General features: G+C 41.9%; 22 protein-coding genes and 1 riboswitch. Of the genes, 8 read left to right on the plus strand and 14 right to left on the minus strand.

All coding sequences use genetic code 11. The features are described from left to right. Positions 1 to 237 precede the first annotated feature (237 nt). The 5 genes from B7E06_RS19930 to B7E06_RS19950 form a co-directional block, all read right to left on the minus strand. Positions 238 to 471 carry a hypothetical protein gene (locus B7E06_RS19930; protein WP_082236081.1) on the minus strand — a complete coding sequence of 78 codons (234 nt, stop codon included), beginning with the start codon at positions 469 to 471 and terminating at the stop codon, positions 238 to 240. Positions 472 to 1,234: 763 nt separating this feature from the next. Next, on the minus strand, positions 1,235 to 2,926 hold the full coding sequence (gene acsA, locus B7E06_RS19935; RefSeq protein WP_082235624.1) for an acetate--CoA ligase: 1,692 nt from the start codon (positions 2,924 to 2,926) through the stop codon (positions 1,235 to 1,237). Between the two features lie 250 nt (positions 2,927 to 3,176). Continuing rightward, on the minus strand, positions 3,177 to 4,964 hold the full coding sequence (locus B7E06_RS19940; protein ID WP_082235625.1) for a PLP-dependent aspartate aminotransferase family protein: 1,788 nt from the start codon (positions 4,962 to 4,964) through the stop codon (positions 3,177 to 3,179). A gap of 97 nt (positions 4,965 to 5,061) precedes the next feature. Further along, positions 5,062 to 5,170: riboswitch (SAM riboswitch) on the minus strand. A 79-nt stretch (positions 5,171 to 5,249) separates the two neighbouring features. Continuing rightward, the gene (locus B7E06_RS19945) at positions 5,250 to 6,389 is read right to left on the minus strand and encodes a trans-sulfuration enzyme family protein (RefSeq protein WP_082235626.1); all 1,140 of its coding nucleotides are present in this window, start codon (positions 6,387 to 6,389) and stop codon (positions 5,250 to 5,252) included. Between the two features lie 63 nt (positions 6,390 to 6,452). Next, complete coding sequence (locus B7E06_RS19950; RefSeq protein ID WP_082235627.1) at positions 6,453 to 7,046, minus strand: NUDIX hydrolase; 594 nt, start codon at positions 7,044 to 7,046, stop codon at positions 6,453 to 6,455. A gap of 118 nt (positions 7,047 to 7,164) precedes the next feature. On the opposite strand from B7E06_RS19950, the gene B7E06_RS19955 reads away from it, so the two are divergent. Next, positions 7,165 to 7,353 (plus strand): hypothetical protein, encoded by a 189-nt coding sequence (locus B7E06_RS19955; RefSeq protein ID WP_082235628.1) that lies wholly within the window; start codon positions 7,165 to 7,167, stop codon positions 7,351 to 7,353. A gap of 693 nt (positions 7,354 to 8,046) precedes the next feature. On the opposite strand, the gene B7E06_RS19960 is transcribed toward B7E06_RS19955, so the two are convergent. After that, positions 8,047 to 8,811 (minus strand): alpha/beta fold hydrolase, encoded by a 765-nt coding sequence (locus B7E06_RS19960; protein ID WP_082235629.1) that lies wholly within the window; start codon positions 8,809 to 8,811, stop codon positions 8,047 to 8,049. Positions 8,812 to 8,969: 158 nt separating this feature from the next. Between B7E06_RS19960 and B7E06_RS19965 the strand changes: the two genes are divergently transcribed. Beyond that, positions 8,970 to 9,557: an SCO family protein gene (locus B7E06_RS19965; RefSeq protein WP_082235630.1), complete on the plus strand. Its 588-nt coding sequence runs from the start codon at positions 8,970 to 8,972 to the stop codon at positions 9,555 to 9,557. 33 nt (positions 9,558 to 9,590) lie between these two features. Here the strand turns inward: B7E06_RS19965 and B7E06_RS19970 are convergent, their stop codons facing one another. Further along, complete coding sequence (locus B7E06_RS19970; RefSeq protein ID WP_082235631.1) at positions 9,591 to 10,115, minus strand: sigma-70 family RNA polymerase sigma factor; 525 nt, start codon at positions 10,113 to 10,115, stop codon at positions 9,591 to 9,593. Between the two features lie 245 nt (positions 10,116 to 10,360). Here B7E06_RS19970 and B7E06_RS19975 point away from each other — a divergent pair, with 245 nt between their 5' ends. Then, the gene (locus tag B7E06_RS19975) at positions 10,361 to 11,632 is read left to right on the plus strand and encodes a helix-turn-helix domain-containing protein (RefSeq protein WP_082235632.1); all 1,272 of its coding nucleotides are present in this window, start codon (positions 10,361 to 10,363) and stop codon (positions 11,630 to 11,632) included. Between the two features lie 119 nt (positions 11,633 to 11,751). On the opposite strand, the gene B7E06_RS19980 is transcribed toward B7E06_RS19975, so the two are convergent. Further along, positions 11,752 to 12,651 (minus strand): DUF1002 domain-containing protein, encoded by a 900-nt coding sequence (locus B7E06_RS19980; protein ID WP_082235633.1) that lies wholly within the window; start codon positions 12,649 to 12,651, stop codon positions 11,752 to 11,754. A 169-nt stretch (positions 12,652 to 12,820) separates the two neighbouring features. On the opposite strand from B7E06_RS19980, the gene B7E06_RS19985 reads away from it, so the two are divergent. Further along, complete coding sequence (locus B7E06_RS19985) at positions 12,821 to 13,192, plus strand: DoxX family protein (protein WP_082235634.1); 372 nt, start codon at positions 12,821 to 12,823, stop codon at positions 13,190 to 13,192. A 61-nt stretch (positions 13,193 to 13,253) separates the two neighbouring features. Then, positions 13,254 to 13,778: a type 1 glutamine amidotransferase domain-containing protein gene (locus B7E06_RS19990; protein WP_082235635.1), complete on the plus strand. Its 525-nt coding sequence runs from the start codon at positions 13,254 to 13,256 to the stop codon at positions 13,776 to 13,778. Positions 13,779 to 13,820: 42 nt separating this feature from the next. Here B7E06_RS19990 and B7E06_RS19995 read toward each other — a convergent pair whose 3' ends face one another. Further along, on the minus strand, positions 13,821 to 14,978 hold the full coding sequence (locus tag B7E06_RS19995) for an acyl-CoA dehydrogenase family protein (RefSeq protein WP_082236082.1): 1,158 nt from the start codon (positions 14,976 to 14,978) through the stop codon (positions 13,821 to 13,823). A 171-nt stretch (positions 14,979 to 15,149) separates the two neighbouring features. Between B7E06_RS19995 and B7E06_RS20000 the strand changes: the two genes are divergently transcribed. Continuing rightward, positions 15,150 to 15,527, plus strand: a complete 378-nt coding sequence (locus tag B7E06_RS20000; protein WP_179134105.1) for a VOC family protein — start codon at positions 15,150 to 15,152, stop codon at positions 15,525 to 15,527. A gap of 920 nt (positions 15,528 to 16,447) precedes the next feature. Here the strand turns inward: B7E06_RS20000 and ytvA are convergent. Further along, entirely contained in the window at positions 16,448 to 17,242 is a 795-nt protein-coding gene (gene ytvA / locus B7E06_RS20010; protein WP_082235638.1) for a YtvA family blue-light photoreceptor, read from the minus strand. A 66-nt stretch (positions 17,243 to 17,308) separates the two neighbouring features. Then, positions 17,309 to 18,190, minus strand: coding sequence for a LysR family transcriptional regulator (locus B7E06_RS20015; RefSeq protein ID WP_082235639.1), 882 nt, complete (start codon positions 18,188 to 18,190; stop codon positions 17,309 to 17,311). A 114-nt stretch (positions 18,191 to 18,304) separates the two neighbouring features. Between B7E06_RS20015 and B7E06_RS20020 the strand changes: the two genes are divergently transcribed. Beyond that, positions 18,305 to 19,513: an MFS transporter gene (locus tag B7E06_RS20020; RefSeq protein ID WP_082235640.1), complete on the plus strand. Its 1,209-nt coding sequence runs from the start codon at positions 18,305 to 18,307 to the stop codon at positions 19,511 to 19,513. A gap of 298 nt (positions 19,514 to 19,811) precedes the next feature. Here the strand turns inward: B7E06_RS20020 and B7E06_RS20025 are convergent, their stop codons facing one another. Continuing rightward, positions 19,812 to 20,702, minus strand: coding sequence for a LysR family transcriptional regulator (locus B7E06_RS20025; RefSeq protein WP_082235641.1), 891 nt, complete (start codon positions 20,700 to 20,702; stop codon positions 19,812 to 19,814). 113 nt (positions 20,703 to 20,815) lie between these two features. Between B7E06_RS20025 and B7E06_RS20030 the strand changes: the two genes are divergently transcribed. Beyond that, on the plus strand, positions 20,816 to 21,817 hold the full coding sequence (locus B7E06_RS20030) for a YeiH family protein (protein ID WP_082235642.1): 1,002 nt from the start codon (positions 20,816 to 20,818) through the stop codon (positions 21,815 to 21,817). 88 nt (positions 21,818 to 21,905) lie between these two features. Here B7E06_RS20030 and B7E06_RS20035 read toward each other — a convergent pair whose 3' ends face one another. Next, positions 21,906 to 23,060, minus strand: coding sequence for an AI-2E family transporter (locus tag B7E06_RS20035; RefSeq protein WP_082235643.1), 1,155 nt, complete (start codon positions 23,058 to 23,060; stop codon positions 21,906 to 21,908). A 238-nt stretch (positions 23,061 to 23,298) separates the two neighbouring features. Then, positions 23,299 to 24,315: a thiazole biosynthesis adenylyltransferase ThiF gene (locus B7E06_RS20040; protein WP_082235644.1), complete on the minus strand. Its 1,017-nt coding sequence runs from the start codon at positions 24,313 to 24,315 to the stop codon at positions 23,299 to 23,301. Positions 24,316 to 24,319: the final 4 nt, after the last annotated feature.

A 24,319-nucleotide genomic window follows, 5' to 3' on the forward strand; every position in this document is an offset into this window, starting at 1 on the left:
AACCAGACCTTGCACATTATAAAACTTGTAAAACCTGAGGCCTGTCTTTAAGATAAAAATAGGAAAGGAGCTGCCTTTTGTATATGGAATTAATCTATTGGTTTTTTATCCCGAGTGTAATCATCGCAACTTTTTTTGTGATTTTCAGAAGGCTGTCTCCCTTAAGTTATTTCACGATGGCTTTCATTATATTTCTGTATATCCTTGTGTTAATTGTTTCATACGTGCTGCGATAAACTATCTAAACCTTTTTTGTTCCTGCCGCTGTTTGTTAATGGCCTCACGAATATGGTAAAGCTCTGCATACATAGCGGATGCAAATACGACTATAATACTGAGAAACACAGAGACTAGAAATGCTGTTCCATCAAGGCCAAAGCCTAGAACAGAGCTAAAGCCGATAACCGCTCCGATTGTGAGTCCTATCCCTAGAAAGATTAATATTTTTTGCAGTGTTACAGAGTATTCCACGTTGCTCACCTCTTTACAATTTACATCTAATAAAGGTATACCCAAAACTGACATTTGCCACACATAGGAAAACAAACGAATGAATTCCCTCTGAAGAAATTCTCTTTTCTTCAAATCTTAGGAGGAAATGCCCAAATTTCAAAGATCATCTCCTGTTCAATGGGCTCCAGGAGGTTTATTTGATTCTCACTTAAACGGGAAGAGAGTTCCGTTTACTTTGTATTAGAAAACCGGGTCTGGGGAAAGACTCGCTTTCCATAGGCGAACGGTGAGCTTCCTCGGGCTTTTAGCCCTCCGGGATCTCACCTTGTTCTTTTCTCCCATAGGGTCTCGCCGTTTCCCCCGCCCTTTGCGCTTATTAGAAGTAACGGAACACTGAGGTTAGAAAAGATTATTTCCTCAAGAGAGATTACTGAAACTACAGCGTTCCGTTTATACTACCAACAGTATAGAGGCTGGGAAATGGCGAGACTCCTACAGGAGATAGAGCCATGGTGAAATCCGCGAGTGTAACGAGCTAGCTCACCGGCTCCCCGCGGAAAGCGAGCTATTTCCCAGCCTCGTTCCTCCTTATAAAGTAAACGGAACCGTCTTTCCCCTCCTCAAATATGTGAATAAGATAGGGAAAATTGCTAGAATCCTACAGGAGATAGAGCCAGGGTGAGATCAGCGAGTGCAACGAGCTAGCTCACCGGCTCTCGCGTGTCATTGAAAACTTCGTATGAAAAAGCTTTCTTTAAAATAAAAAAAAACAGGCTGGTGATCAGCCTGCTTTTTCAATATCTCTTTTCTTCAATTCTCTTCTAAGCACTTTTCCGCTGATCTCCGTTTTTGGGAGTTCATCGATAACTTCAATTTCTTTTGGCGCCTCACGAGCTGCAAGTCCTTGTCTTACGAAAAGCCGAATGTCTTCAAGTAACTCTTCACTTTTTTCAAACCCGGAATTTAGTGTGATAAACGCCTTAACGATTTCACCGTGTACCCGATCAGGCTTGCCGATAACTCCTGCTTCTTTTACTGCTTTATGTTCGATTAATTTGCTTTCAGCTTCAAACGGGCCAATGCGCTCACCGGAAGAATTGATCATATCATCACTGCGGCACTGAAAAAACACATAGCCATCATCATCCATATAAGCCAAGTCTCCAGCTATATACCAATCCTTCCCGTAAGTAAAGTACGTGTTATAGTACTTTTTATTTTTCCATATTTCTTTCATAATAGAAGGCCAGGAAGGTTTAATCGCAAGGTAGCCAGTTTCATAAGGAGAGAGTTCTTCCCCTTCATCGTCCAGAACAGCAACTTCAATACCAGGAATAGGACGCCCCATCGAACCAGGCTTAATCATCCTTGTCGGAATGTTTGCAATTAGTTGTGCCCCTGTTTCCGTCATCCACCATGTGTCGTGAATGCGCAGGTTGAGAACACTCTCTCCCCAGTAAATCACTTCCGGATTAAGTGGTTCACCAACACTTGATATATGCCTTAATGAAGTGAAATCATACTTCTTAACCGTGCGGTTTCCTTGAGCCATCAACATCCGAAAACCTGCAGGCGCACTATACCATACATTAACTTTTGCCTTATGAAGAATCTGATACCAGGCATCGGCCGAAAATCTACATCCATGAATAACGGTTGTGACACCATTAAGCAAAGGAGCAAATACTCCATAAACTGTACCTGCCGCCCCACCCGGATGGGCAGTGCACCAATACACATCATCCTCTTTTAAATCGAGTACCCAGCGTCCGGTCTGGTATTGTTGGATCATATTGCGATGAGCATGAATAATTCCTTTCGGTTTCCCTGTAAATCCACTCTTATAATGAATGCTTAAACCATCTTCGAGATCGACCCATTCTGTCTCCGCATGACGAGGAGCTTCTTGTGCTTCTGCCGTCATAGAAATGTCTGCGCCTTTACTCTCTTTATCCGTCGTAAAGATGGTCTGCAAACTTGGAATTTCATCGCGTTTCACGCGGTTGAGGAATTGTGCATTAGTTATTAGATATTTGGCGTCGCAGTCATTGATTCGATCTTTTATTGCTTCTTCCTTAAAGGGTTCAAATAACGGACCGACTACGGCACCGATTTTAATAGCTGCCAGCATGGCAATATGGCAGTAAGGATGCTTTGGCAGAAAAACAAATACAAAGTCGCCTTTTACCACTCCATGACTGCGCAGGACGCTGCTCCAGCGGTTGACTTCTTCCTGAAGCTCGCTATAAGTATAAGTGATTTCTTCTTCCTCTGAAAAATAATGGAGCGCTATTTTATTTCCTTTTCCATCTTCAACATGCCGGTCCACACATTCATGGGCCATGTTCACCTTTCCAGTTTCAAACCAGGTAAACATTGGATAGACGCGTTCCCAGCTGAATGGTTCGCCTTCCATCCATTCAATCCCGACATTATAAGTTCCACTTCTTGGCGGCAAAACTTTTTGTACCATGTTTCACGATCCTCCTCACCCTTTCTTAATGTCTAGCTGTTACAAACAGCTAAATAAGAGCAGCCGCATTCACGCGGATATGGAATATCCGCGGTGATTGCGACTCATTCGGCCAGGCTACAGAACTTCCGGCCGGATCAGCAAGGAACATGCAATGGCAGCGCGCTGCATCATATCTCCAGATAAATAGTGATTTTCAAAGCCATTAAACCTTACTGTCCTCATTTATTTTTTCAGTACCTGCCTCATTTTATATCTCACATGCGTAAGTTTCTATCGTACCTCTTAAACGCTGAGCTTCTTTATACGTACAGCGATTGTGAATCACCTGCAGGCCGGCATCACTTGCGATTTTTGCTGCTTCTGGTGCAATAACACCTTCTTGCAGCCAGAAGACATCGGGTTTTACTTCTGCCGCTTCCCGGGCAATTTCTACAGCAGCTTCCGGACTTCGGAAGATTTGGGCTACTTCAATTTTAAAAGGAATGGAGCTTAAGTCCGGATAAGCTTTTTCACCAAGAACCTCATCTTCCCGAGGATTGACTGGTACAATATGGTAACCCATACGCTGCATTTTTCGTGCTAGACGATGACTTGGACGGGAAGGCTTACCGCTCAGCCCCACAACAGCGAGCCTCTTCGGTCTGGTAACCTCTTCTCCATCTACCGTTTCTTTTACATTCGGAGAGTTAAGCGCCCATTTGATGACACCTTCATCATTTTCAGTAATCGTTTCACCTGCTTCGTGTCCTGTTGCTTTTCCAATCGCACGATTTAAGTCATTGATTAAGTCTTTAGCTGATTCTAAACCTACAGATAAGCGGATTAACTCTTCCGTTACACCGCTTGCCGACAAGTCCTCTACAGAAAGCTGCTGGTGAGTCGTAGAGGCCGGGTGAATAATAAGAGACTTAGCGTCACCGACATTGGCCACGTGGGACCATAAAGCGATATTGTTGATCACCTGGCGGCCGGCTTCGCGTCCCCCTTTAATTCCGAAGTTCACAATTGATCCGTAACCCACCTCTAAGTATTTTTTCGCGAGGTCGTGAGCGGGATGTTCTTTCAATCCTGGGTAGGATACCCATTCTACATCGGGATGTGCTTTTAAATATTCAGCGATTTCCAACGCATTATCTGTATGTCGTTCCACTCTCAGCGGTAGAGTTTCTAATCCTTGCAGCAGCTGAAATGCATTCTGTGGACTTAAGCAGGCTCCAAGGTCTCTAAGCAGCTGGACACGAAGCTTCGTAATAAAAGCTAATGTGCCAAAGTCTGCCGCGTAGCGGATACCGTTATAGCTTTCATCTGGTTCCGTAAAAACAGGGAATTTGCCGTTACTCCAGTCAAAACGTCCTCCATCAACGACTACGCCGCCGATTGTTGTGCCATGGCCGCCAATCCATTTCGTTGCTGAATGAACGACAATGTCCGCGCCCCACTCAATGGGTTTGCAGGAGTATGGAGTAGCAAATGTGTTATCAACGATCAAAGGAATGTCATTATCATGAGCAACGGCCGCTACCTTTTCAAAATCAAGCACATGCAGGCTTGGATTTCCAATCGTCTCTGCAAAAACAGCTTTTGTTTTATCGTTGATGGCTTTACGGAAGTTTTCAGGATCTTCCGGATCTACAAAAACAACTTTAATGCCATATCGAGGCAAAGTATTGGCAAATAAATTATAAGTGCCGCCATACAGATTAGCTGCCGCCACAATCTCATCTCCGGCACCTGCCAGGTTTAAGATGGATAATGAAATAGCTGACATACCTGAAGCAGTCGCCACAGAAGCTACACCATTCTCAAGCAGTGCCATTCTTTTTTCAAATACATCTACAGTGGGATTACCAATACGGGAATAGATATTTCCCGGTTCACCAAGAGCAAACAAGCTTTGTGCATGGTCCGTATCATGAAAAACGTAGGATGTTGTCTGATAAATAGGTACTGCTCTTGATCCTGTTGTCGGATCAGGTGATTGGCCACCGTGTAGTGAAATCGTATCTAAATCATAGCTTTCAAAAGAATTGGTCATAGTAAAATCCTCCTTAGTTATAGTCGCATTTCAAATATAAAAGACGCAAAAAACCCCTCTTCGATAAGAAGAGGGGTTGTCATTAACAAAGTTCCTCCTCTTATCTCTCAGATCAATGATCTGTAGGATTTGGCACCTTTTCAAACCGAAGTTTGAAGGTTGCCGGGCTTCACAGGGCCTAGTCCCTCTGCCGCTCTTGATAAGAGTAATTAAATATTTAATTTGGCTATGTTAATGAATTATAAGGATTTCTTGTTTTAAAGTCAATAATTTTTTGAATTTTTATTAAATAGAGTGCTGAATAGCTTCCCTGAACTGAGCGATAATATCCTCTGCTTCCTCTATTCCGATGGAAAGGCGGATTACATAATCATTAATCCCGATGTTTTTACGCTCCTCCTCGGTAAGTGACCGGTGGGAGGTTCGGATTGGATATGAAACAGTGGTTTCGACACCAGCCAATGTAGGAGCCAATTTGATCCAGCCGAGTGATTTGAAAAATGCTTCCACATCAGCATTATGATTAAGCTCAATCGTTACGATGGCACCTTTCCCGCGTTCAGACACCTTTTCTGGATAAAAAACTCGTTCAATACCGCTGTCTTCACTCAGCGCACGAGCGACTAGCTCAGCATTTTCTGACTGCTGCTTCATTCTTAATGCCAATGTTTTTGACCCTCGCTGTGTCAGCCACGCTTCAAATGGACTTAAATTAGTGCCAAGTCCAATAACTTTTCTTTTAGCTTTAGCGATAAGATCTTCATGACCCACGACTACCCCCGAAGTCACATCACTATGGCCGCCTATATATTTAGTGGCACTATGGACGACGAGGTCAACACCCTGTTTGTAGGGTTGTAATAGATAAGGGGTGGCAAATGTATTATCAATCATCGTTCGAATTCCATGCTCCCGGCCCATCTCCACGAGCACTTCAATATTTTCCACACGCAGAAAAGGATTGGAGACTGATTCGGAGTATAAAAGCTTTGTATTCGGCTGAATGGCATCCTTGACTGCCTGTTCATCTGCAAAAGAAACCATTGTATACTCAATTCCAAAGCTGGCAAGCTCTTTAGTAATCAGCTGGTGGGTGCCTCCATACAAGTCTTCAGCTGTTACAATATGATCACCTGATTCTGCAACAGAGAGAATTCCAGCCATAATCGCTGAAATTCCAGAAGAAGATGCCACTCCTGCCGGCGCCCCTTCCAGTGCAGCGACCGAACGGCCCAGTTCATCTGTATTCGGGTTATTTTCTCTCGAATAAGAATAAGGTGTTTGACCAGCATAGTAGCTTTCCAGATGGTCTAAATCACGAAAGGCAAACGCCGATGTTTGGTAGATAGGTGTCGATTTACTATTTAAAGCTTTTTCCTGATCAATATGATTATGTACGACTTCGGTGTGAAAAGATTTAGTCATTGCTGTCTCCCCTTATATGTTTTCAAGAAAATATAATACGACAAAACTCTACTGTCAAATAATTTACCGCGTACTCATTACAGCCTGGACGATATGCTGGTAATAATTAAAATCATGAGGACAGAATTCTTCCGCATCTATAAAAAGAGAATTATCACTAAATAACGACTCAGCCATGACTGACCTTCCATTTTTAGAAATCATGCTTAAGAACTCTTCCAGGTTTATTCTTACGACATCCGTAACTTCTTCGTTCATTGTTAAAAGACTCGCTTCATCATATGCATAGAGATAGATATGGCAGATTTCCCTGTCATTTAAAGCTTTTAACTTGAGCTCTTCTTTATAAAATCCGTGGTAGGCAATATCTTCCTCCATAAGATTCAGTCCCAATTCTTCCTTGATCTCACGAAGCCCGCCTTGTATCCGGCTTTCTGTGTACTCAATGTGACCAGCCGCTGTTATATCATACAGACATGGAAAATCCTTCTTCGATTCCGATCGTTTTTGAAAATAGATGAAGGTTTTATCTGCATCATGCCTGTAAAACCAGCAGTGAAAGCTTTCATGCCAGTCACCGTCCCGGTGGACTTCATCTCGATCCTTTTCACCCGCAGGAGTCATCCAGTCACTAAAAATCTTTAATTTTTCTCCCATAAGTCCACCCTTTCTTTTTACAGTAAAAGCTTATTAGTAACATTCTATCATTTTTTCTTTGTTTAAAAAGATACTAAGGAGGAAAACTATAAAAAAAGAAGATCTTAGGAGGATTAGTATGAAGAAAGATAAAAAACATCAAAAAGAACAAACTTCAAATGAGGCTGCCGATCTATTTTCACATCCTTCCAAATTTAATAAAGCCTTCACTACAGAGCATGAAGAGCATGAGGAGGACAGTTCCTTACCTAAAGAAGGAGAAGCCCTTATCGATCACTACTCTGATAAAGACGAAGATGAAAAATAAAAGCAATAAAGCAAACGGAACCTGTAGTTTTAAAGAAACAGGTTCCGTTTGCCTTTTAATAAAGAGAATCTTGAAAGAGACTAGCAGTTTTCACTATCTTATATACACATTTGAGGAAGGCAAAGACGGTTCCGTTTACTTTATAGAGAGGAACGAGGCTGGGAAATAGCTCGCTTTCCGCGGGGAGCCGATGAGCTAGCTCGTTGCACTCGAAGATCTCACCATGGCTCTATCTCCTGTAGGATTCTAGCAATTTTCACTATCTTTCTTATTCACATTTTTGAGGAGGGGAAAGTCGGTTCCATTTACTTTATAAGGAGGAACGAGGCTGGGAAATGACTCGCTTTCCACGGGGAGCTGGTGAGCTAGCTCGTTGCACTCGCGGATCTCACCTTAGCTCTATCTCCCTTCAAGAGTCTCGCCATTTCCCAGCCTCTTTAACTTTAGCAGTGGAAACGGAATACTGTTGGTTAGTATTCTAATGAAATTAGTCTTCTCAAACTCAATGTTCCGTTATTTCTAAAAACCATAGAGGGCCGGGGGAAACGGCGAGACTCCTATGGGAGGATAGAACAGGGTGAGATTCCGGAGGGCAAAGCCCGAGGAATCTCACCGTTCGCCATGGAAAGCGAGTCCTTCCCCCGGCCCGGTTCTCTAAGTAAAAGGAGCCTTTTCGAAAGTCCTGCTCACTTTTTAAAAGGTTCTTTGGTAAAAATCCCTGACCGCCTGATTAACTACTGGCCCATGACTCGCCGGGATCTGATGATATGCACCGTCGATCATTACAAGCGAGGGAGCCCCGCACACCTGATAATACTTTAAGTGATGATTGATCCATTTCGACCGGTTCCCATATAAAAGAAGCTGCGGCACTTCAAGTGAAGGCAGACGATCTGTGCAATCATAGTGTAGAGATGCTTTATAAAATTGGTACCATATTAAAGGATCTGTCTTCGCCATATGGTCCTCCAGTTCACGTCTGATCTCAGCACTTTTAAAATGAGAAAAACTTAATAATTTCGCCAGTGTATCGGGAGAGTTTTTCACCCACCACATACCTGCTTTAAATTCTATTTCCAACATTTTAACAGCAACTTTAGGAAAAGCTCCTGATAGTATAAGTGCTTTGACTTTATCCTGAAAGGACAAAGCAAATTCCTGAGCAATCGAACCGCCAGCTGAATATCCAAACAATATAACTTCGTTGATTTTAAGTTCTTCCAGCAGTTCTCGGATCTCCTCAGCATAATCTCTAATAGATGGTGCATCCTTATCCGTATCTGAATCACCATGCCCGCAGAGATCAGGTATAATTAACCGAAATTCAGAGGATAACTGGTGTTGATTTAGGAAAACCTTTCGTCCCATTCCAGGCGGATGAACGAACAGCAGGATCTCTCCCGCACCAATGTCTTCATAAAATATCCGCTGCCCGTTCTTTTTTGTATAAAATGGCATTATATATCCCTACTTTCTCTTCAGGTATATAGTGTCCCCTCAATTAATTCTGACATGCGGAAAAAAGCCAAGGAATCCGCTTTCTAAAATTGACACTTTGAATCCCTCAATCGTAAACTATAAAGGAATTCACCTAATATTTTTGGAAGGAGCAGCTTATGTCTTTACATAATGCCTTAAAGCTTATACTTGTTATTACTTCATTCCTTTTTCTTGCTTCGTGCGGGCAAAAAGAGTTAGAAGAACCACTTGAATGGGAAATCGGAAATATAGAAGGAACGACACAGTCCAATGAGGATTTTGCTGTAGAAGACATGGAAGGTAAAGTTTGGATAGCAGACTTTATTTTTACCTCCTGCAATACCGTGTGTCCCCCAATGACACGAAACATGTCTCAGCTGCAGAAAGAATTTAAAGAGCAGGATATAGATGTAGAATTTGTTTCTTTTTCTGTCGATCCCGAAGTAGATACTCCTGAAAAACTTAACGAATTTGCAGAAGCCCATGGAGCTGATTTAGATAACTGGACGTTCGTCACAGGCTATGAGCAAAATGAGATTGAACAGTATGGACAGGAAAGCTTTCGTTCCGTTACTAGTAAGCCTGAAGGAGCCGATCAGGTTACACATGGCTCTTCCTTTTTCCTCGTCAGCCAGGATCAGCAAATTATGAAGTATTATAATGGGGATAAAGATGTCCCTTATGAGCAGATCGTTGAAGATGCTGAAATTCTCTTAAATCAATAAAGAAAAAAACAGGCCTTCCGGGGCCTGTTTTCTTTATTTAGCAGCAACAGAGAGACTTAGTTCTCCTCCTAATTGATCTCTCGCTCTCTTCATTCTTGTTTTCAAGGTGTTTTCATTCGTGTGAAGAACTCTGGAGATTTGCTTAACTGACAAATTATTGAAATAATAGAGATGGACACACACATGATAGTCTGGACGCAAATGGCCTACAGCTCGATGAATGTGGGAGTACTCTTCTTTTTCAAGCATAATTTCTAGAGGGTCTAAAGTATTGGCTTCAGTATTTTGCAGCCACTGCCCTTCCCAAGGTGTGACTTTGCGGCTTTCATATCTCCGCAAGTAATCTTTACAGTGGTTAACCATAATCGTAAAGACCCAGGCTTTTAAGTTCTGTCCTTCTTGAAACATGTGAAATTTATCATAGGCTTTCAGCAGAGCATCCTGTACCATATCTTCAGCTGTAGTCTTATTATTCACATATTGAAAAGCTGTACGCAGCAAGGAAGCGTAATACTTTTCCATGATTTCACACAATCCTTCATCCCGCTTACTGTCCATCACATCGCCCACTCCATATCATTTTTCTCCATTATTTTACGTTTTCTTACATCGTACAATATCCCCACAAAATTCAAATCTTGTATTCGACCTATTCTTCATCAGAAATTTAGCAAGTTTTATGAAAAGTGAAGGTTTTTAGCAGAATTTCCTAGATAATTTTACTATATCCTGCCTATTTTGTTACTTTAGACCTAACATTAATCCGACAAATTTTGTATGATGGAAATATGGGGTGATGATCGTTGGATATCGGACGCAGAATTAACATTTACCGAAAGAAAAATAACTTAAAGTTAAACGATATAGCAGGGGCATCTGTTTCGCCTGCCCACTTAAGCAAGATTGAGAATGGCTACCGCAGACCGGGATCTGCAACACTTTCAGCTATATCTAGTGCTCTTAAGCTTCCTATGGATTTCTTTGAAGACTATGAAACGGAAGATATCGAAGTCCAGCATGTGCTCACACAGCTGGAACAGTTTATCATCACAGATTTAAGCAAAGCAGGTCCACTAATTGAAACTTTAGAGGATAATTATTTTAATTACTTATCAAACGTAAGCCAGGAAATATACTACCTCCTCTTAAAATGCGCTTATTACTGTAAAAGCAAACAGTACCCAAAAGCCCACTACACCTATGATTCATTTGTCAAACCTTATGTAGAGGGGCAACATTTAACAGATGCTCCTGTCTACGTACATAACGCTTTTCATTACTGCCAGGGAATCCGCTTCTATCAAAGCTCAAATTTTGAAGAGAGTCTCAGCCATTATAGTCAATTTTGCTTAGAGGGGTATTCTCTGTCAGTAAAGGCTGCCATTACCTACAATATTGCTGTGCTTTCCAGTGCAGTAAAAGACTACATACAGGCGGAAAAATCCAGCCAGAAAGCAATCAATTATTATCAAACATTAAATCAGGAAAGTGAAGTTTCCATGGTTTATAACCTGATCGGGGTTCTCTATTTAAATCAGGAAAAGTTCAAGCAGGCGCTCGAAGCTTTATCCGAAGCAGAATGCCGGTTGGCTAAGTTAGGTAACAAAAGAATGCTCACACAGGTTTATCATAATAAAGGACTCATTATGCGAAAGACAGGTAATCAGGCTGCGGCGCGCGATTACTTGGAAAAGGCTTTGGAGCTTAAAGTACAGGAAGGGCTTGTGGCCCAAAAGCAGATTACTTACCATTCTCTCTGCAAAACTTACTTAGAGCTTGAGCTTCTTGATGAAGCCAATAAACTGTACAGCACTGCAAAGGAAGAAGTAACCCAGGCTCTTGACGATCATTATTTACTGGAAGCTTTTCTGGAATTCTATAATAAAACAAACGACCATAAAGCCTATCGAAAAAGTATAGAGACATGCATAGACTTCTTTGAACAAAACGCTGACAAAGAGCCTCTCGAAACGCTCTACTTAAAACTCGGAGACCATTTATATAAAACAGGAAGGTACAAAAAAGCCGCCGATGCTTACATATCTCATATAAGTCAATTAGAAAACAAATCGTAGGGTTGTGATTGGCGGCACCCTAAGCTGGGTCACTCTGGTGGTTAATAGAACGATTGACAAGGAAAACACTGAAAAACTCAAAAAAACATCCCTCGCCAAACACGAGGGATGTAAAAAAATTAATTAATTATAGAACGGAAGAAATCTGCTAATGCTTCAAAGAAGGACTTGATGGCATTTGATACTTTATTCCAAAATCCTTCATCATTAATGATATCGGTTATTTGACCCGTAATATCATCCAGTTGATTACGGACTTGATCAAAGTTAATATTTAAATCGCGCATCTTATTGAAGAGATCGGTTAACCGCTGGCGGTCTTCTTCACTTAGTTCAATATTTAGCTGATTGAGCTTTTCATCGACAATCTGCTCTACTTCTTCCCTTGTTACAGGGTTCTGTTCGGCAATTTCCTTCTTGATTTCAGTCAGCAGCTGGCTAACTTCATCCTCACTGGCTTCGCTGTCCTTTGCAATGGAAGTGGCAACATCAAGCTCTTCATTGGCCACCTTCATTCGTTCTTCATCAAGCTTCACGCCTTTGGAATCATAGGCTTTATAAATTCCCGTAAGAGCAGAGTGCCCGCTTACTTTAACGGAAGAGGCAACGAGAACATCAGCATTCTCTACTCCTGCGGTAAGTAAAGCATTTGCATACATTTCTTTTGTCACTTCTGTAATATTATCAGGTGTTACAATTTCAATATTAAGATTTTCTTCGTCTTTGTGAATGATTTTCACAGAAGAGTACATATTGGAATTCGGGTTACCGCCAATATAATTTGCAATATCCTGGCCTGTGACGGTAAACTCATCAACTTGGTCATGCTGATCTACTTCAAGCAGTTCAGCCACTTCGGCTTTTTGAGTTTCAGACAGAGCATCTCCATAAACAACGATTGGAAGGCCAAGTTTCTCATTAATGCCTTGATCTCCTGTAGAAGCCATAACCGCCTGCGGAACTAATGCAGCAAGCATTACTAATACAACAGCTGTCATAATAAGAAAACGATTTTTCATTGTATTCTACCCCTTACAATTGTTTCAATTTTAGTCAAAAAATGTGCTACACTTGTTTATTATACATATTAGTTAGTGCTGGCATCATCTCTCTTTGTGAAATTTTTCTAACAGCCTATATACGGCTTACTCTATTAAAAGTTTCAATTTTTTTAAAGGAGTTCTCTCTATGAGTTATATTAAAACATTAGCTTTATATGTATTCGCAGTGACACTTTTCTTAGCGGGGGTCACTCATTTCATCTACGATGACGGGTTCGCAGCTATGATCCCGCCGTTTATTCCAATGCGTCTTGAAATAGTATATATGTCAGCGATTACAGAATGGATGCTGTCACTGCTTCTTGTTTTCCCCCAGACGAGAAGGGTGGCAGGCATAGCTACCGCTGTCTTCTTAATCGGTGTACTGCCTGCAAATATTTACGCTGCTATTATGGGAATACCGGCCCCTTGGGATACAGATACAAGCCTGGTCGTTCTCTGGATCCGTCCCCTGCTACAGCCTTTGCTGATCTGGTGGGTGCTTGTTGTTTCAAAATAGTATCGTGAAGGCCGTCGCTTTGTTAGACTAATCTTAGATAACAATAAAGGAGGCTTTTTCGATGCGATTACAAAACAAGAAAGTCATTGCTCTTGTAAGTAAAGACTTCGAGGATCTGGAGCTATGGTATCCTCTTCTACGTCTGCAGGAGGAAGGGGCGACAATTCACCTCGTCGGTGAAAAAGCAGGCACGGAGTATCCGGGAAAATACGGCGTTCCAGCGACATCGGACTACGGATTTGATGATATTAGACCCGAAAACTATGATGGAATTCTTGTCCCTGGCGGCTGGTCTCCAGATAAGCTTCGCCGCTATGAAAGTGTACTAAATATGGTTCGCCATATGGATGAGCATAAGAAGCCGATCGGCCAAATCTGCCATGCGGGCTGGGTTCTTATCTCTGCAGGAATTTTAGAAGGCCGCCAAGTAACAAGCACTCCCGGCATTAAAGACGATATGATAAATGCAGGAGCTGAATGGCTGGATAAGCCTGTCGTGCAGGACGGTCATCTTATCTCTGCCCGCCGTCCACCAGACCTGCCTCCCTATGCAAAAGCTTTTGCAGATTTATTAGCCGAATCATAATAAAAGAGCCGGATCCCTGGTGGATTCGGCTCTTTTTATGGTCTAAAAGTTTTCATCAAGGGCGTTCCCGGCAAGCATTCTTAGTACAGCATCATCCATTGGAGGATTATGGAGGCCAGCTCTTACATCGCGATACAGCTTTTCAAATGGATATTTTCGGGACAGCCCCCGGCCGCCCGCGATCCGCATGGCTAAATCGACGACATCATTTGCTGTATTTGTAACCGCCAATTTAACTGATGCTAATTCTGCTCCCATTTTCCCTCTCATTTCCGGCTCTTCGTCCCACTTACGAGCCGTTGTATATAGAAAACTGTGAGCCTGGAGAAGCTTCCACTCCATTTCACCAATTTTGTCCTGAATATGACCAACTTCAGAAATCGGAGTATCCAAACTATTCGGTTGAAATTCCTTCGCAAACTGAATAGCCAGATTTCGGGCTGCTGTGGCAATTCCTAAGTAGCATGCTGGAATATGAAGGAGCCATCCCTTAGGTATAGGCTTACCTTTCCCTTTCACTTCCACTAAATCTTCCTCATTCACTTCTACGTCTTCCAAAACTAAATCATCACTAGCCGTGCCGCGCATCCCGAGTGTGTCCCATGTTTTTTCCACTTTTACTCCCGGCTGATGACGGTCGATGAGAAACCAGCCGACCTCATTAATATCTTCGACAAAAGCAGAAACGATATAGTAATCTAGAGACTCTGCCATGGATGTAAAAGTTTTTCGGCCTGAAACAATATATCCATCATCTTTTTTCACAGCCTTCGTTTCCGGGATGCCTCCTCTTGTTGGACTTCCCGTTGCCGCCTCTGAAGCTGCCCTGTTGACCACCGCCTGATTTTCAGCGACTTCTTTTGCCAGCTTCAAGAAGTTATCTTTACTCCACAAACGCTCCTGACTCAGCTCCATCATAATTCCTAAGTGCCAGCCAATGGATAAAGCGGCAGCCCCGTCTCCTTCCGCAATCTTCTCTTGAAGCAATAAAAATTCATATAACGATAAGCTCTCTCCCCCGTGCTGAACAGGCAAGGATAGCGATGGATATTTCTCCTCTTTCATTACTTGTAAGGTTTTATATGAAAATTCAGCATTACGATCACTTTCAACAGCATGAGAACGAGCTTCCTCTGCAATGACCGAGGCTTTCCGGTACAAACGTTCCTGCCTCTCGTTTCTTACCCATGCTTGAATCATGTCACTCACGCCAGCTCACTTCCTTAATCTTTATTTAGACTTATATTATACCCAGTCCATTCCCTATTCCCTTAAAAAATAACAAATGTAAGAAGGAATTCAAAAAGGTTTCACGAACACTTTAAATAAAATCAGCCACGGCTGAGAAAAACTAAAAAGGTTGTGGAATCTTTGAAGTCAATTGCTGTGAAACAGATAAACACTGTGTTTGTGCATGTACGTGATTTAAAAATTTCCGTTAGGTGGTATTCCGACTTGTTAGGTCAATCTGTAAAAGAAGAAGACATCATGAAGCCTGTGTATACTTTTCCTCTAAGCGAAACAACGAGTCTTACAATTGATGCAGGACCTGATGATGCACCTCGAAAAGAGTTCCATCCGCTGCCCTATCCTTTGTTTAACCTACATACTCATGATATCGATAAATCCTGGAAAGCTGCAATAGAAAAGGGCTTATCATTTGCTTCTGATCTTACTGAGTTTGACGACTTTGCCTTTTTCACTCTATATGATCCTGATGAAAATCAAGTTATGATCTGTTCGGGGTAATTCTGGACTGGGTTCAAGAAAAGAAGAATCCTGTTCCGTTTGCTTAATGTAGAGAACCGGCCGCGGGAAATGACTCGCTTTCCATGGGCGAACGGTGAGTTTGTTCAGGTAAAATCCTACTGGGGACTCACCCTTATTCGGTGTTCCTTCAGTTTATTTTCACTTAAAGGGGGAAGAGAGTTTCGTTTACTTTAATAGAAAACTGGGCCTGGGGAAAGACTCGCTTTCCATGGGCGAACGGTGAGCTTCCTCAGGCAAAGCCTTCCGGGATCTCACCCTGTTCTTTTCTCCCATAGGAGTCTCGCCGTTTCCCCTGGCCCTTTGCGTTTATTAAGAGTAACGGAACATTGGGTAAGAAGAGACTATTTCCTTAAGAGAGCTTACTGAAACTGTAGTGTTCTGTTTATCCCAACAAAGGTAAGGAGGCTGGGAAATGGCGAGACTCCTGCAGGGAGAAGAGCCAGGGTGAGATCCGCGAGTGGAGCGAGCTAGCTCACCGGCTCCCCGCGGAAAGCGAGCTATTTCCCAGCCTCGTTACTCTTCTACAGCAAACGGAACCGTCTTTTTCCTTTCTCCGAAAAAGAAGAAAGAAAGAGAAATGGCGAGACTCCTGCAGGGAGATAGAGCCAGGGTGAGATCCGCGAGTGCAACGAGCTAGCTCACCGGCTCCCCGCGGAAAGCGAGTGATTTCCCAGCCGCTTTTCTACACACATGATAAACGGAACAGCTCTTTCTCTATTCATAAAGAGCCACGGAGATTGCAGGACTCCTGCAGGGAGATAGAGCCAGGATGAGATCTGCGAGTGTAACAAGCTAGGTCACCGGCTCCCCGTGAAAACGAGTTATTTCCCAGCCGTTTTTCTCCAAACGAAATCTAAAAAAAAGAAGACCGCCCTTTTCTTGGCAGTCTGTTTCTTCTTTTACCGAATATCCTTTAATGCCTGGTTAACTGTGGTATAGGCTTTTAAATCAAGTTCATTGAAATTAACATACGGTGTACTTTGCATGGCGAAATTGGGCTTCACCCCTGTAACCAGAAGCTTTGTCCCCATTAAAGTGAGCAATTGCCCCAGACGATAAATCCCTACGTGAATATCTTCATTAAATGTATGTACAGCTGATAAATCTAAAATGATATAATCCTCTTTTGATTCCTGCACATGATGGCCGACGAAATCAAGCATCTGTTGAACACGTTCTTCATCAACAGTGCCGATTAAAGGAAGCACGGAAACATTATCTTCAACAGGAACAATCGGCGTAGAAAGCCGTTTTACTTCTGTAGTGTAGTGGCCTACCAGAAACTCAGCGTCTTTTCTCTTCGAAATATCTTTTTGGACTCCTACGAAATATGTTTGTTCCATCGGCTCTATATATACAGGGAAAATTTGCAGGTCATTCCAAAAAGGAGTACCATCTTTCTTATAATTCAATAGTTCCAGCTCAACCGGTTCCAGGTTGTTTAAATGCTCACGAATCGTCTGCACATCTTTTTCATCCGTATTTTTTCCTTGCAAAAACCGACAGTTCAAGCCAATCACTTCATCTGCTTCGTATCCCGTTAACTCCTCAAATCCTTTATTAATATAGATAATTGGATTATCAGGCTGCTCGGGATCAGAAATAACTACTCCTGCACCTACACGGTCAATTGCTGCCTTAATAAATTCATTTTGCTGAATTTCATTTAAATACTCCACCGTCTTATATTCCATAGAAAATATCCCTTCTAAAAAAATTATTGTTTTTATAATAAAATGAATGAGAAAAAACTTCCAGTCCTATTCTATTACCTTCATATCTTGGGTGGCAGAATTTTCTTTTAATATCTGGAAGAAGGCTTCTACCTGAGATAAAATCTTTTGCTCTGGCTTCACACATGCCCAGGCCACTCTCTGAACAGAGGAGCCATCTACACATACCGGAGCATAAAAGAGGTTTTTGAGATTTTTATCCTTACACATGAGACTCCAAGGAAGAACCGTCATGCCCAGGCCCTCTGCCATTAGTTTCTTCGCCACTTCAAAATGGTCTACCTTCATTGTACGGCGTATGTTTAGTTTTGAAGAATGAAACAGCCAGTTTTCTATTAACTGCTGGTATTCATTGTCTGCTTTAAATTCGATAAACGGCCGTTCTTTAGTGCCGTTTATCTCTTCGGTATCAAAAATATATAAGGGATCCTTAAATAAAGACAGACATTCCATTCCTTTTAAAGGCTCTCCCCGAACGATTATCACATGAAAATCAGCAGCCCTGTTCTTAATTTCAGCACTTACAGCAGAAACAAGATCAACTTTTACATCAGGGAACCTCTCGGCATAAGTCCTTAATATTGAAGGAAGGATATGCTGGCTTACAAGTGAAGATACACCAAGAGAAAGGGTTCCAGCAACTTTATCTTTGAGTTCAGCCAGCTTCTGTGTAAGCTGTTCTTCTTTAGAAATCAGCTCCAGAGCATGCTCTAGCACCGCTTCTCCTTCAGGTGTTAGCACAAGCTGCTTAGGTGTTCTTATAAAGATGGCCGTATTCAGGTGCTCTTCTATATATTTAAGACGTTGTGTGATCGCAGGCTGAGAGATTAGAGCTTTCTTTGCAGCTGCCCGTATGGTCTTGCAGCGGTAGAGCAAAATGATTAACTCATAGTCTTCTACCCTCAACATTTATCCCTCCCTGATAACTTTTTCTTATCACTTAATATTATAATTTAATATTATTTTTATCTCACTTCTTAACGTATGATGAATCTAGAAGAACAAGTAAGTGAGGTGCAGCAAATGAACCGTATAAATACGTTTAAGCTTATGAGCGGTTATTTCTTATACGAGTGCGGGAGAGCGATGTATTTTGTGCTCGTTACCTGGTTTTTATATCAGTGGACAGAGGATGCTATATACACCGGGTTGTTTGTAAGCTTTGGATTCGTACCAGGACTTTTTTCTAATTTGATCTTCGGTGTACTTGTCGACCGCTACAATCGAAAACGACTGGCCAGTATCTCTGGAGCAGTAAGTACAGCCATATTAGCACTGCTGCTGCTTTCATTTAAATTCAGCTGGGTTACTGCCTGGTGGGTGATTTTGACTCACATGCTCCTACAGACGTGCGGCTCATTATTCCGCCCATCTCTGCAGGCATTAGTGGCTGAAGTGTTTGATGAAAAAGAGCTGCCGAAAATCTTTTCACTTTCCGGCTCAGCCACAATTTCGGGAAGTCTCGCAGGGGCGATGCTCGGAGGGTTATTTTCTACCTTTGCTGCCATGCCACTGTCTTTAACTCTTGTCATTTTATTATATTCAGTGGCTTTCCTATCTGTCGTACTGTTGGATTATTCACCGATAAGCCGGCAGAAAAAGCAGTCAGGCTCATTCTTTAAAGAAATGGGGGAGGGCTTTTCATTTTTGAGTACAAATCGAATGCTTTACGGTCTATTTGTCATGCTTATGATCGGTCAGCTTACATTCCATACTACTTTAGGTTTTTTATCCGTCTATACGAGCGAGTTCTTACAGCGGTCCTCCGTGATTTATGGGGCATTAGATATGACTTTTTCAATCGGCGGAATTGCTGCAGGGCTGCTTGGCGCATGGTGGTGGAAACGGATGGAAAATCATCTAGCGGTATACTCTCTCGCGGCAATGGCTGCAGGGCTGCTTATTATGAGTCTCACAAAAAGTTTAACCGCTGCTTTTGCAGGGATTCTTCTTGTAGGTTTAGGAACTTCATTTGTTAGAGCCCTTCTCCAATCTGTCCAGCAAATAGCTACACCTAAAGAGCTTCAAGGACGTATGGCAAGTCTCCGCATGCTATGTAATCAAAGTTCTGTTGTTATTACAGGCCCTGTCTTTGGACTTATTGCTAGAAACTACGGGGCAGACCGTGTCTTTCTCACTCTTCTCATTCCTGTATTACTCGGCTTTGTCTGGTCACTATTGCAATCAAGACATCCCCAGTTTATTAAAATTACATCCCATAAATCTGCGTAAGGAGAAGGTATGCTGCCGGCAGCATACCTTCTCCTAAATTGTATGATAAGTAGGGCTATCTTGTTTCTTCTTTTGGTGTTTTATAAACTTTCTCGACCTCAATGCCCAGTGTCTTTAAGTAATCGACGATCTGGTCCAGGCTTTTCATAGTTTCACCTCATGTATTTTAGAATTGATTAGAAATCAAGATCTAACTTTTATACGGCTGGCTGTTTAAAAGGTTTCACTTTTTTCTCTACCTAACCTTACCCCAAATTCTTTACCTATATTCAATTAATAGCACATTTCCATAGTTTTTCTACAATTCCTTTGTAAAATTTTCAAGCAGCTGTATAAAAACTGAAACATTTTTGGAAATTTCTCTTTCATTCACTGGGAAAACGCATGAAAAAAAGCGCGATGCCGTTTTAATAAAAGGAATGGGCAGGATAAGAGATTCCACGTGGGACTGCTCTACCACCGTACGAGAGATAACCGAAAGGCCTAAGCCTTGTTTGACCCCTTCAATCACCCCATGATTGCTTCCGATCGTTATGATTTTCCCTGGGCTGATGTTGTAATTTGCAAGTATTGACTCCATTACCGCTCTCGTGCCAGATCCCTCCTCCCTGCTGACCCATGTGTGGCTCTGCAAGTCATCAAAGGTGATCTCTCCTTTATCCCGTAGCGGGTGAAATTCTGGCACCACAATTACCATTTCATCTTCTTTAAAAGGAAACGAGGATAACTCTTTTTTATCCACTTTGCCTTCTACTAATCCTATATCTAACTCATGGTGTAAAATCCCACGGTTGATCTGTTCCGTATTTTTGATCGTAACATTTAAGTCTACAGATGGGTAAGTTTCATCAAAAGCTTTTAGTAAGTAAGGAAGGATATATTCTCCTACCGTATAACTGGCGCCAATTCTAATCGTTCCTCTTATCTGATTATGGTACTCCTGGACTTCTACTCTCGCTTTCTGAAGAATACCCAGCATCTGTCTTGCCCGTTCATATACAATCTCCCCTGTCTGTGTCGGCTGAAACCGCTTAGGCGACCGGTCGATTAACGTTGTTTGGAAGTATTCTTCTAAATTTCTAATGTGAAAGCTTACGGACGGCTGGGACATGTTTAAGTGCCTGGAAGCTTTTGTAAAGCTTTTCAGCTCAATGACTTTTATATAGGTCTGCAAAGATTCAATATCCATTGTCGCACCCCATTATTAAAATTATTAATCGTTGTCATTATAAAGTTCTATTTTACTAATACAAAAGGCGTTCGTATAGTGAGAATAGATCATAAATCAAAGTGGGTTAAAGTATGAACTTATTAATATTTAGACAGAATTCCTTCCTCCCAGGTGTGTTACTTACTTTTGTGCTTGCAGGGGTCGGCTTTCTGCTCGCCAAACTTCCTATCCTCCAGCAGGTAGGTCCGCTGGCCGTTACGATAGCTATTGCAGTCTTATTTCGTCATTTTTTCGGTATTCCGGAGATTTTTAATAAAGGCGCGAAATTCTCGGCAAAACGTTTACTCCGGGCAGCTATTATACTATTTGGACTGCAGTTAAATGTTCAGCTTATTATGGCTGAAGGCTTTCCTCTCCTTCTTCGTGACTTACTCGTTATTTTATTCAGTATTGGAACGATGATGGTGTTAGCTAAATGGCTGAAAGCTGATCGAGGGCTGTCCTTGTTACTTGGAATCGGAACCGGGATCTGCGGAGCGTCTGCCATTGCAGCTGTTTCTCCTATTTTAGGGGCCAAAGAGAAAGATACGGCTCTTAGTGCAGGGATCATCTCTATAATAGGCACCTTCTTCGCAATCGCTTATACACTCCTCCGCCCCTTTCTTCCTGTAGAGGCAGAAGCCTATGGAATGTGGGCAGGCTTAAGTTTACATGAAGTCGCCCATGCGGTGCTGGCAGGTGAATCCGGCGGAGAAGAAAGTCTTTCCATGGCGTTATTAGCCAAGCTTGGACGTGTTTTCTTGTTGGTACCTTTTAGTTTACTCTTAATTGCTCTGATGAAACGCCACCAGGATAAAAACACTTCCACTCAGATTCCCTTTCCCTGGTTTTTAATTGGATTTATTTTAATGAGTATAGCTGGAAGCTTTATCGTCACACCTTATATGCCGAACGCTTCCTCCTTTTTAAATCTCTCATCATCTGTTACTTCCTTTGTGTTAACTATGGCTATGGCAGGCCTTGGTTTAAATGTGAGTCTTAAGGACCTTACCGAGCGCGCCTGGAAACCTATTCTCGCCGTTTCAGCTACTTCTATTCTCTTATCTATCATAACTGCACTGATTGTCTTTTAAGAAAATATTCTAAAAGGACTCTCTTTAAGTTTCTACCAATTCTCCAATCATAAAAATCAAAAAGAAGAACCATTCCTGGTTCTTCTTTTTAATCTGTTTCGTTGTATTGATTATCCGGCGCGGCGAATTTATTAAACCTGCGTTTAAACCATATAAACATATAAACAACGACCACTTTAATAATCGCATAGCCTGGTATAGCTACAATGATTCCCAGAATACCAAAAACGTGGCCGGCTGTAAGAAGGACAAAGATGATCGTAACCGGATGAATGTGAAGTCTTTTCCCCATAATTTGAGGAGAAATAAACTTACCCTCAAGCAGCTGGACAACCGTCCAAACTATCGCTAATTTCACTAGCATGAAAGGAGAGGTCACAATAGCGATGATCAAGGCAGGTGTTATAGCAATCACCGGCCCCAAATAAGGAACAACACTCGTAACGCTGGCAATTGCAGCAAGCAAAAGGGCATAGTCCAGTCCTATAATTAAGAAACCGATATACATCATTATTCCAATACAGAAACTTACGATGATCTGCCCTTGAATATAAGCACTCAGCTGATGATCGATACCTTTAAAAACATTGGAAAGCTCTGGACGAAGTTTTGGAGGGAAGACTTTTAAAATCATATTTGGAAACTTCTCTCCATCTTTTAATAAGTAGAAAAGAATAAAAGGAAGCGTCAACAGAGCAATAATTACATTAGTGAGAGTGGTTATAAAAGTTGTGAGACCTTCTACAGTATTTCCTACATAGGTCGAAAGGTTATTGGAAATCTGATCGAGCGTCCCTCCAAGATCTTCAAATAAGTTATAGTAATAATCAGCAAAGATAGAGTTCCTCAGCCATTGATCGATAGAGTATGCAAGTTCCATCAAATAATCCGGAAGCTCTTCAACAAGACTTATAAGCTGTCTTTCCAAAAAGGGAATAATTAAGAAAATAATTAAGGTAATCAGCCCGGCTACTATAGCCAGTGTAATTAAAATCCCCCATACTCTCTTTATTCTAACCTTTTCTAATAACCCGATAATTGGCCGCAGCAAATAATAAACCACAACAGTAAAAATAACCGATAATGCGATCGTTTCAAAAAAAGCGACGATCGGTAGGAAAATAAACGAAACTTGAGAATAAATGAACAAATTCAGCCCGATAAACAGAAGCACTCCTAATATGTACAAAAGATTCTTTCCTCCAAAGAACCTAATGAGCGGAGTGGATTCCCATTTTTCCATAATGCTTCCCTCTTTCTTTCCAAACCTTATGTCCCTATGTAAAAACGCGCCTGATAATAAGACGCGTTTTTCTTTATTTCGTGCGGCGATTTCTCATAAATTTTCTAATATACGGATAGACGATGGGACCATATTTCATTAACCGCTTAATCAGCCTTCCCATTTTTAAAACCTCCTGCTTTAAAATAAACTATAATAAGAGTTTTCCCTTAAGGTCTATTTCTAAAACTTATTTACCTTATCCTACAATTTTATAATAAAGACGACGTGCTGCCGTTATGTCCTTTGTCCCATGAATAAGGACTCGGCCATCTCTAAAAAAGACAAACCTGTAACCTTCACGTTTAAAAGAAAGTAAAAAAGGATTTTCTTCTATTTCCGTTTCCGGCAAGCTCTCCTTCAACTTATTAAAATCTCGCTCCATTTTTCTTGGCGGACGGATTTGTACAGTGTCTCTGCCGCAAAGGACTGCGGATTTCGTCTGGTTTGCCTGCTGCATAAAAGGATAGTCAGCCTTTGAACCACAGGAAGGACAATCTTCCCTCTTAGCATGCTGGACTGCTATCCCTGTATAGGAGTGTTTCCACATATCGAATATAATCAGTTTTTTATAAAGCGCCTTTACATCATCAACAAGCAGCTTTAAGGCTTCAGCCACCTGATGGGCTGCCGTCATCTGGACAGCCGGGCTGATTACTCCGACAGTATCGCAAGTCGCTCCCCCGAGTGGAACCTGGCCCATTAAACAGTGTAAACAAGGTGTTTTACCTGGAACAATAGTATAACTCATTCCGTGGCTGCCTGCGCAGCCGCCGTATATCCAGGGCACTTGATGCTTCTGGCACACATCATTAATCAGCATCCTTGTATCAAAGTTATCCGTTGCATCTATCAGAACATCAACCTCTTGTATTAGTTCCTCAAGTTCCTCACGCTGGACATCCATAATGCAGGAATGATAAAAAACATCTGTATTTACCTCTTTCAATCTTTTCTCAGCAGCTACAGCTTTAGGCATCCTTTTTTCAGCATCTGTTTCGGTAAAAAGCTGCTGACGCTGTAGATTGCTCCACTCCACGTAGTCGCGGTCAACTATAGTAAGTCTGCCGATGCCAGCGCGGGCCAGCTGCTCGGCATTACTCGTCCCGAGTGCTCCTGCTCCTATAATAAGTACATGCTTGTCCCGAATTTTTCGCTGTCCTTCTAAACCAATTGGCGAAAAAAGCTCTTGACGTGAATAACGGTCATTGGCCATGCGA

Origin of the sequence: Halobacillus massiliensis (assembly GCF_900166625.1) — a bacterium.
GTDB lineage: Bacteria > Bacillota > Bacilli > Bacillales > Halobacillaceae > Halobacillus_A > Halobacillus_A massiliensis.

Bases quoted from the DNA above. Each gene is read 5' to 3' on its own strand.
- B7E06_RS19955 (WP_082235628.1), top strand. From the start codon at position 7,165: ATGAAGAAAGATAAAAAACATCAAAAAGAACAAACTTCAAATGAGGCT.
- B7E06_RS19990 (WP_082235635.1), top strand. From the start codon at position 13,254: ATGCGATTACAAAACAAGAAAGTCATTGCTCTTGTAAGTAAAGACTTC.
- B7E06_RS20030 (WP_082235642.1), top strand. From the start codon at position 20,816: ATGAACTTATTAATATTTAGACAGAATTCCTTCCTCCCAGGTGTGTTA.
- B7E06_RS19995 (WP_082236082.1), bottom strand. From the start codon at position 14,978: ATGATTCAAGCATGGGTAAGAAACGAGAGGCAGGAACGTTTGTACCGG.
- B7E06_RS19985 (WP_082235634.1), top strand. From the start codon at position 12,821: ATGAGTTATATTAAAACATTAGCTTTATATGTATTCGCAGTGACACTT.
- B7E06_RS19965 (WP_082235630.1), top strand. From the start codon at position 8,970: ATGTCTTTACATAATGCCTTAAAGCTTATACTTGTTATTACTTCATTC.
- B7E06_RS20025 (WP_082235641.1), bottom strand. From the start codon at position 20,702: ATGGATATTGAATCTTTGCAGACCTATATAAAAGTCATTGAGCTGAAA.
- B7E06_RS19940 (WP_082235625.1), bottom strand. From the start codon at position 4,964: ATGACCAATTCTTTTGAAAGCTATGATTTAGATACGATTTCACTACAC.
- B7E06_RS19970 (WP_082235631.1), bottom strand. From the start codon at position 10,115: ATGGACAGTAAGCGGGATGAAGGATTGTGTGAAATCATGGAAAAGTAT.
- B7E06_RS19945 (WP_082235626.1), bottom strand. From the start codon at position 6,389: ATGACTAAATCTTTTCACACCGAAGTCGTACATAATCATATTGATCAG.
- B7E06_RS19950 (WP_082235627.1), bottom strand. From the start codon at position 7,046: ATGGGAGAAAAATTAAAGATTTTTAGTGACTGGATGACTCCTGCGGGT.
- B7E06_RS19960 (WP_082235629.1), bottom strand. From the start codon at position 8,811: ATGCCATTTTATACAAAAAAGAACGGGCAGCGGATATTTTATGAAGAC.
- ytvA (WP_082235638.1), bottom strand. From the start codon at position 17,242: ATGGAATATAAGACGGTGGAGTATTTAAATGAAATTCAGCAAAATGAA.
- B7E06_RS20040 (WP_082235644.1), bottom strand. From the start codon at position 24,315: ATGGCCAATGACCGTTATTCACGTCAAGAGCTTTTTTCGCCAATTGGT.
- B7E06_RS19980 (WP_082235633.1), bottom strand. From the start codon at position 12,651: ATGAAAAATCGTTTTCTTATTATGACAGCTGTTGTATTAGTAATGCTT.
- B7E06_RS20015 (WP_082235639.1), bottom strand. From the start codon at position 18,190: ATGTTGAGGGTAGAAGACTATGAGTTAATCATTTTGCTCTACCGCTGC.
- B7E06_RS20020 (WP_082235640.1), top strand. From the start codon at position 18,305: ATGAACCGTATAAATACGTTTAAGCTTATGAGCGGTTATTTCTTATAC.
- B7E06_RS20035 (WP_082235643.1), bottom strand. From the start codon at position 23,060: ATGGAAAAATGGGAATCCACTCCGCTCATTAGGTTCTTTGGAGGAAAG.
- acsA (WP_082235624.1), bottom strand. From the start codon at position 2,926: ATGGTACAAAAAGTTTTGCCGCCAAGAAGTGGAACTTATAATGTCGGG.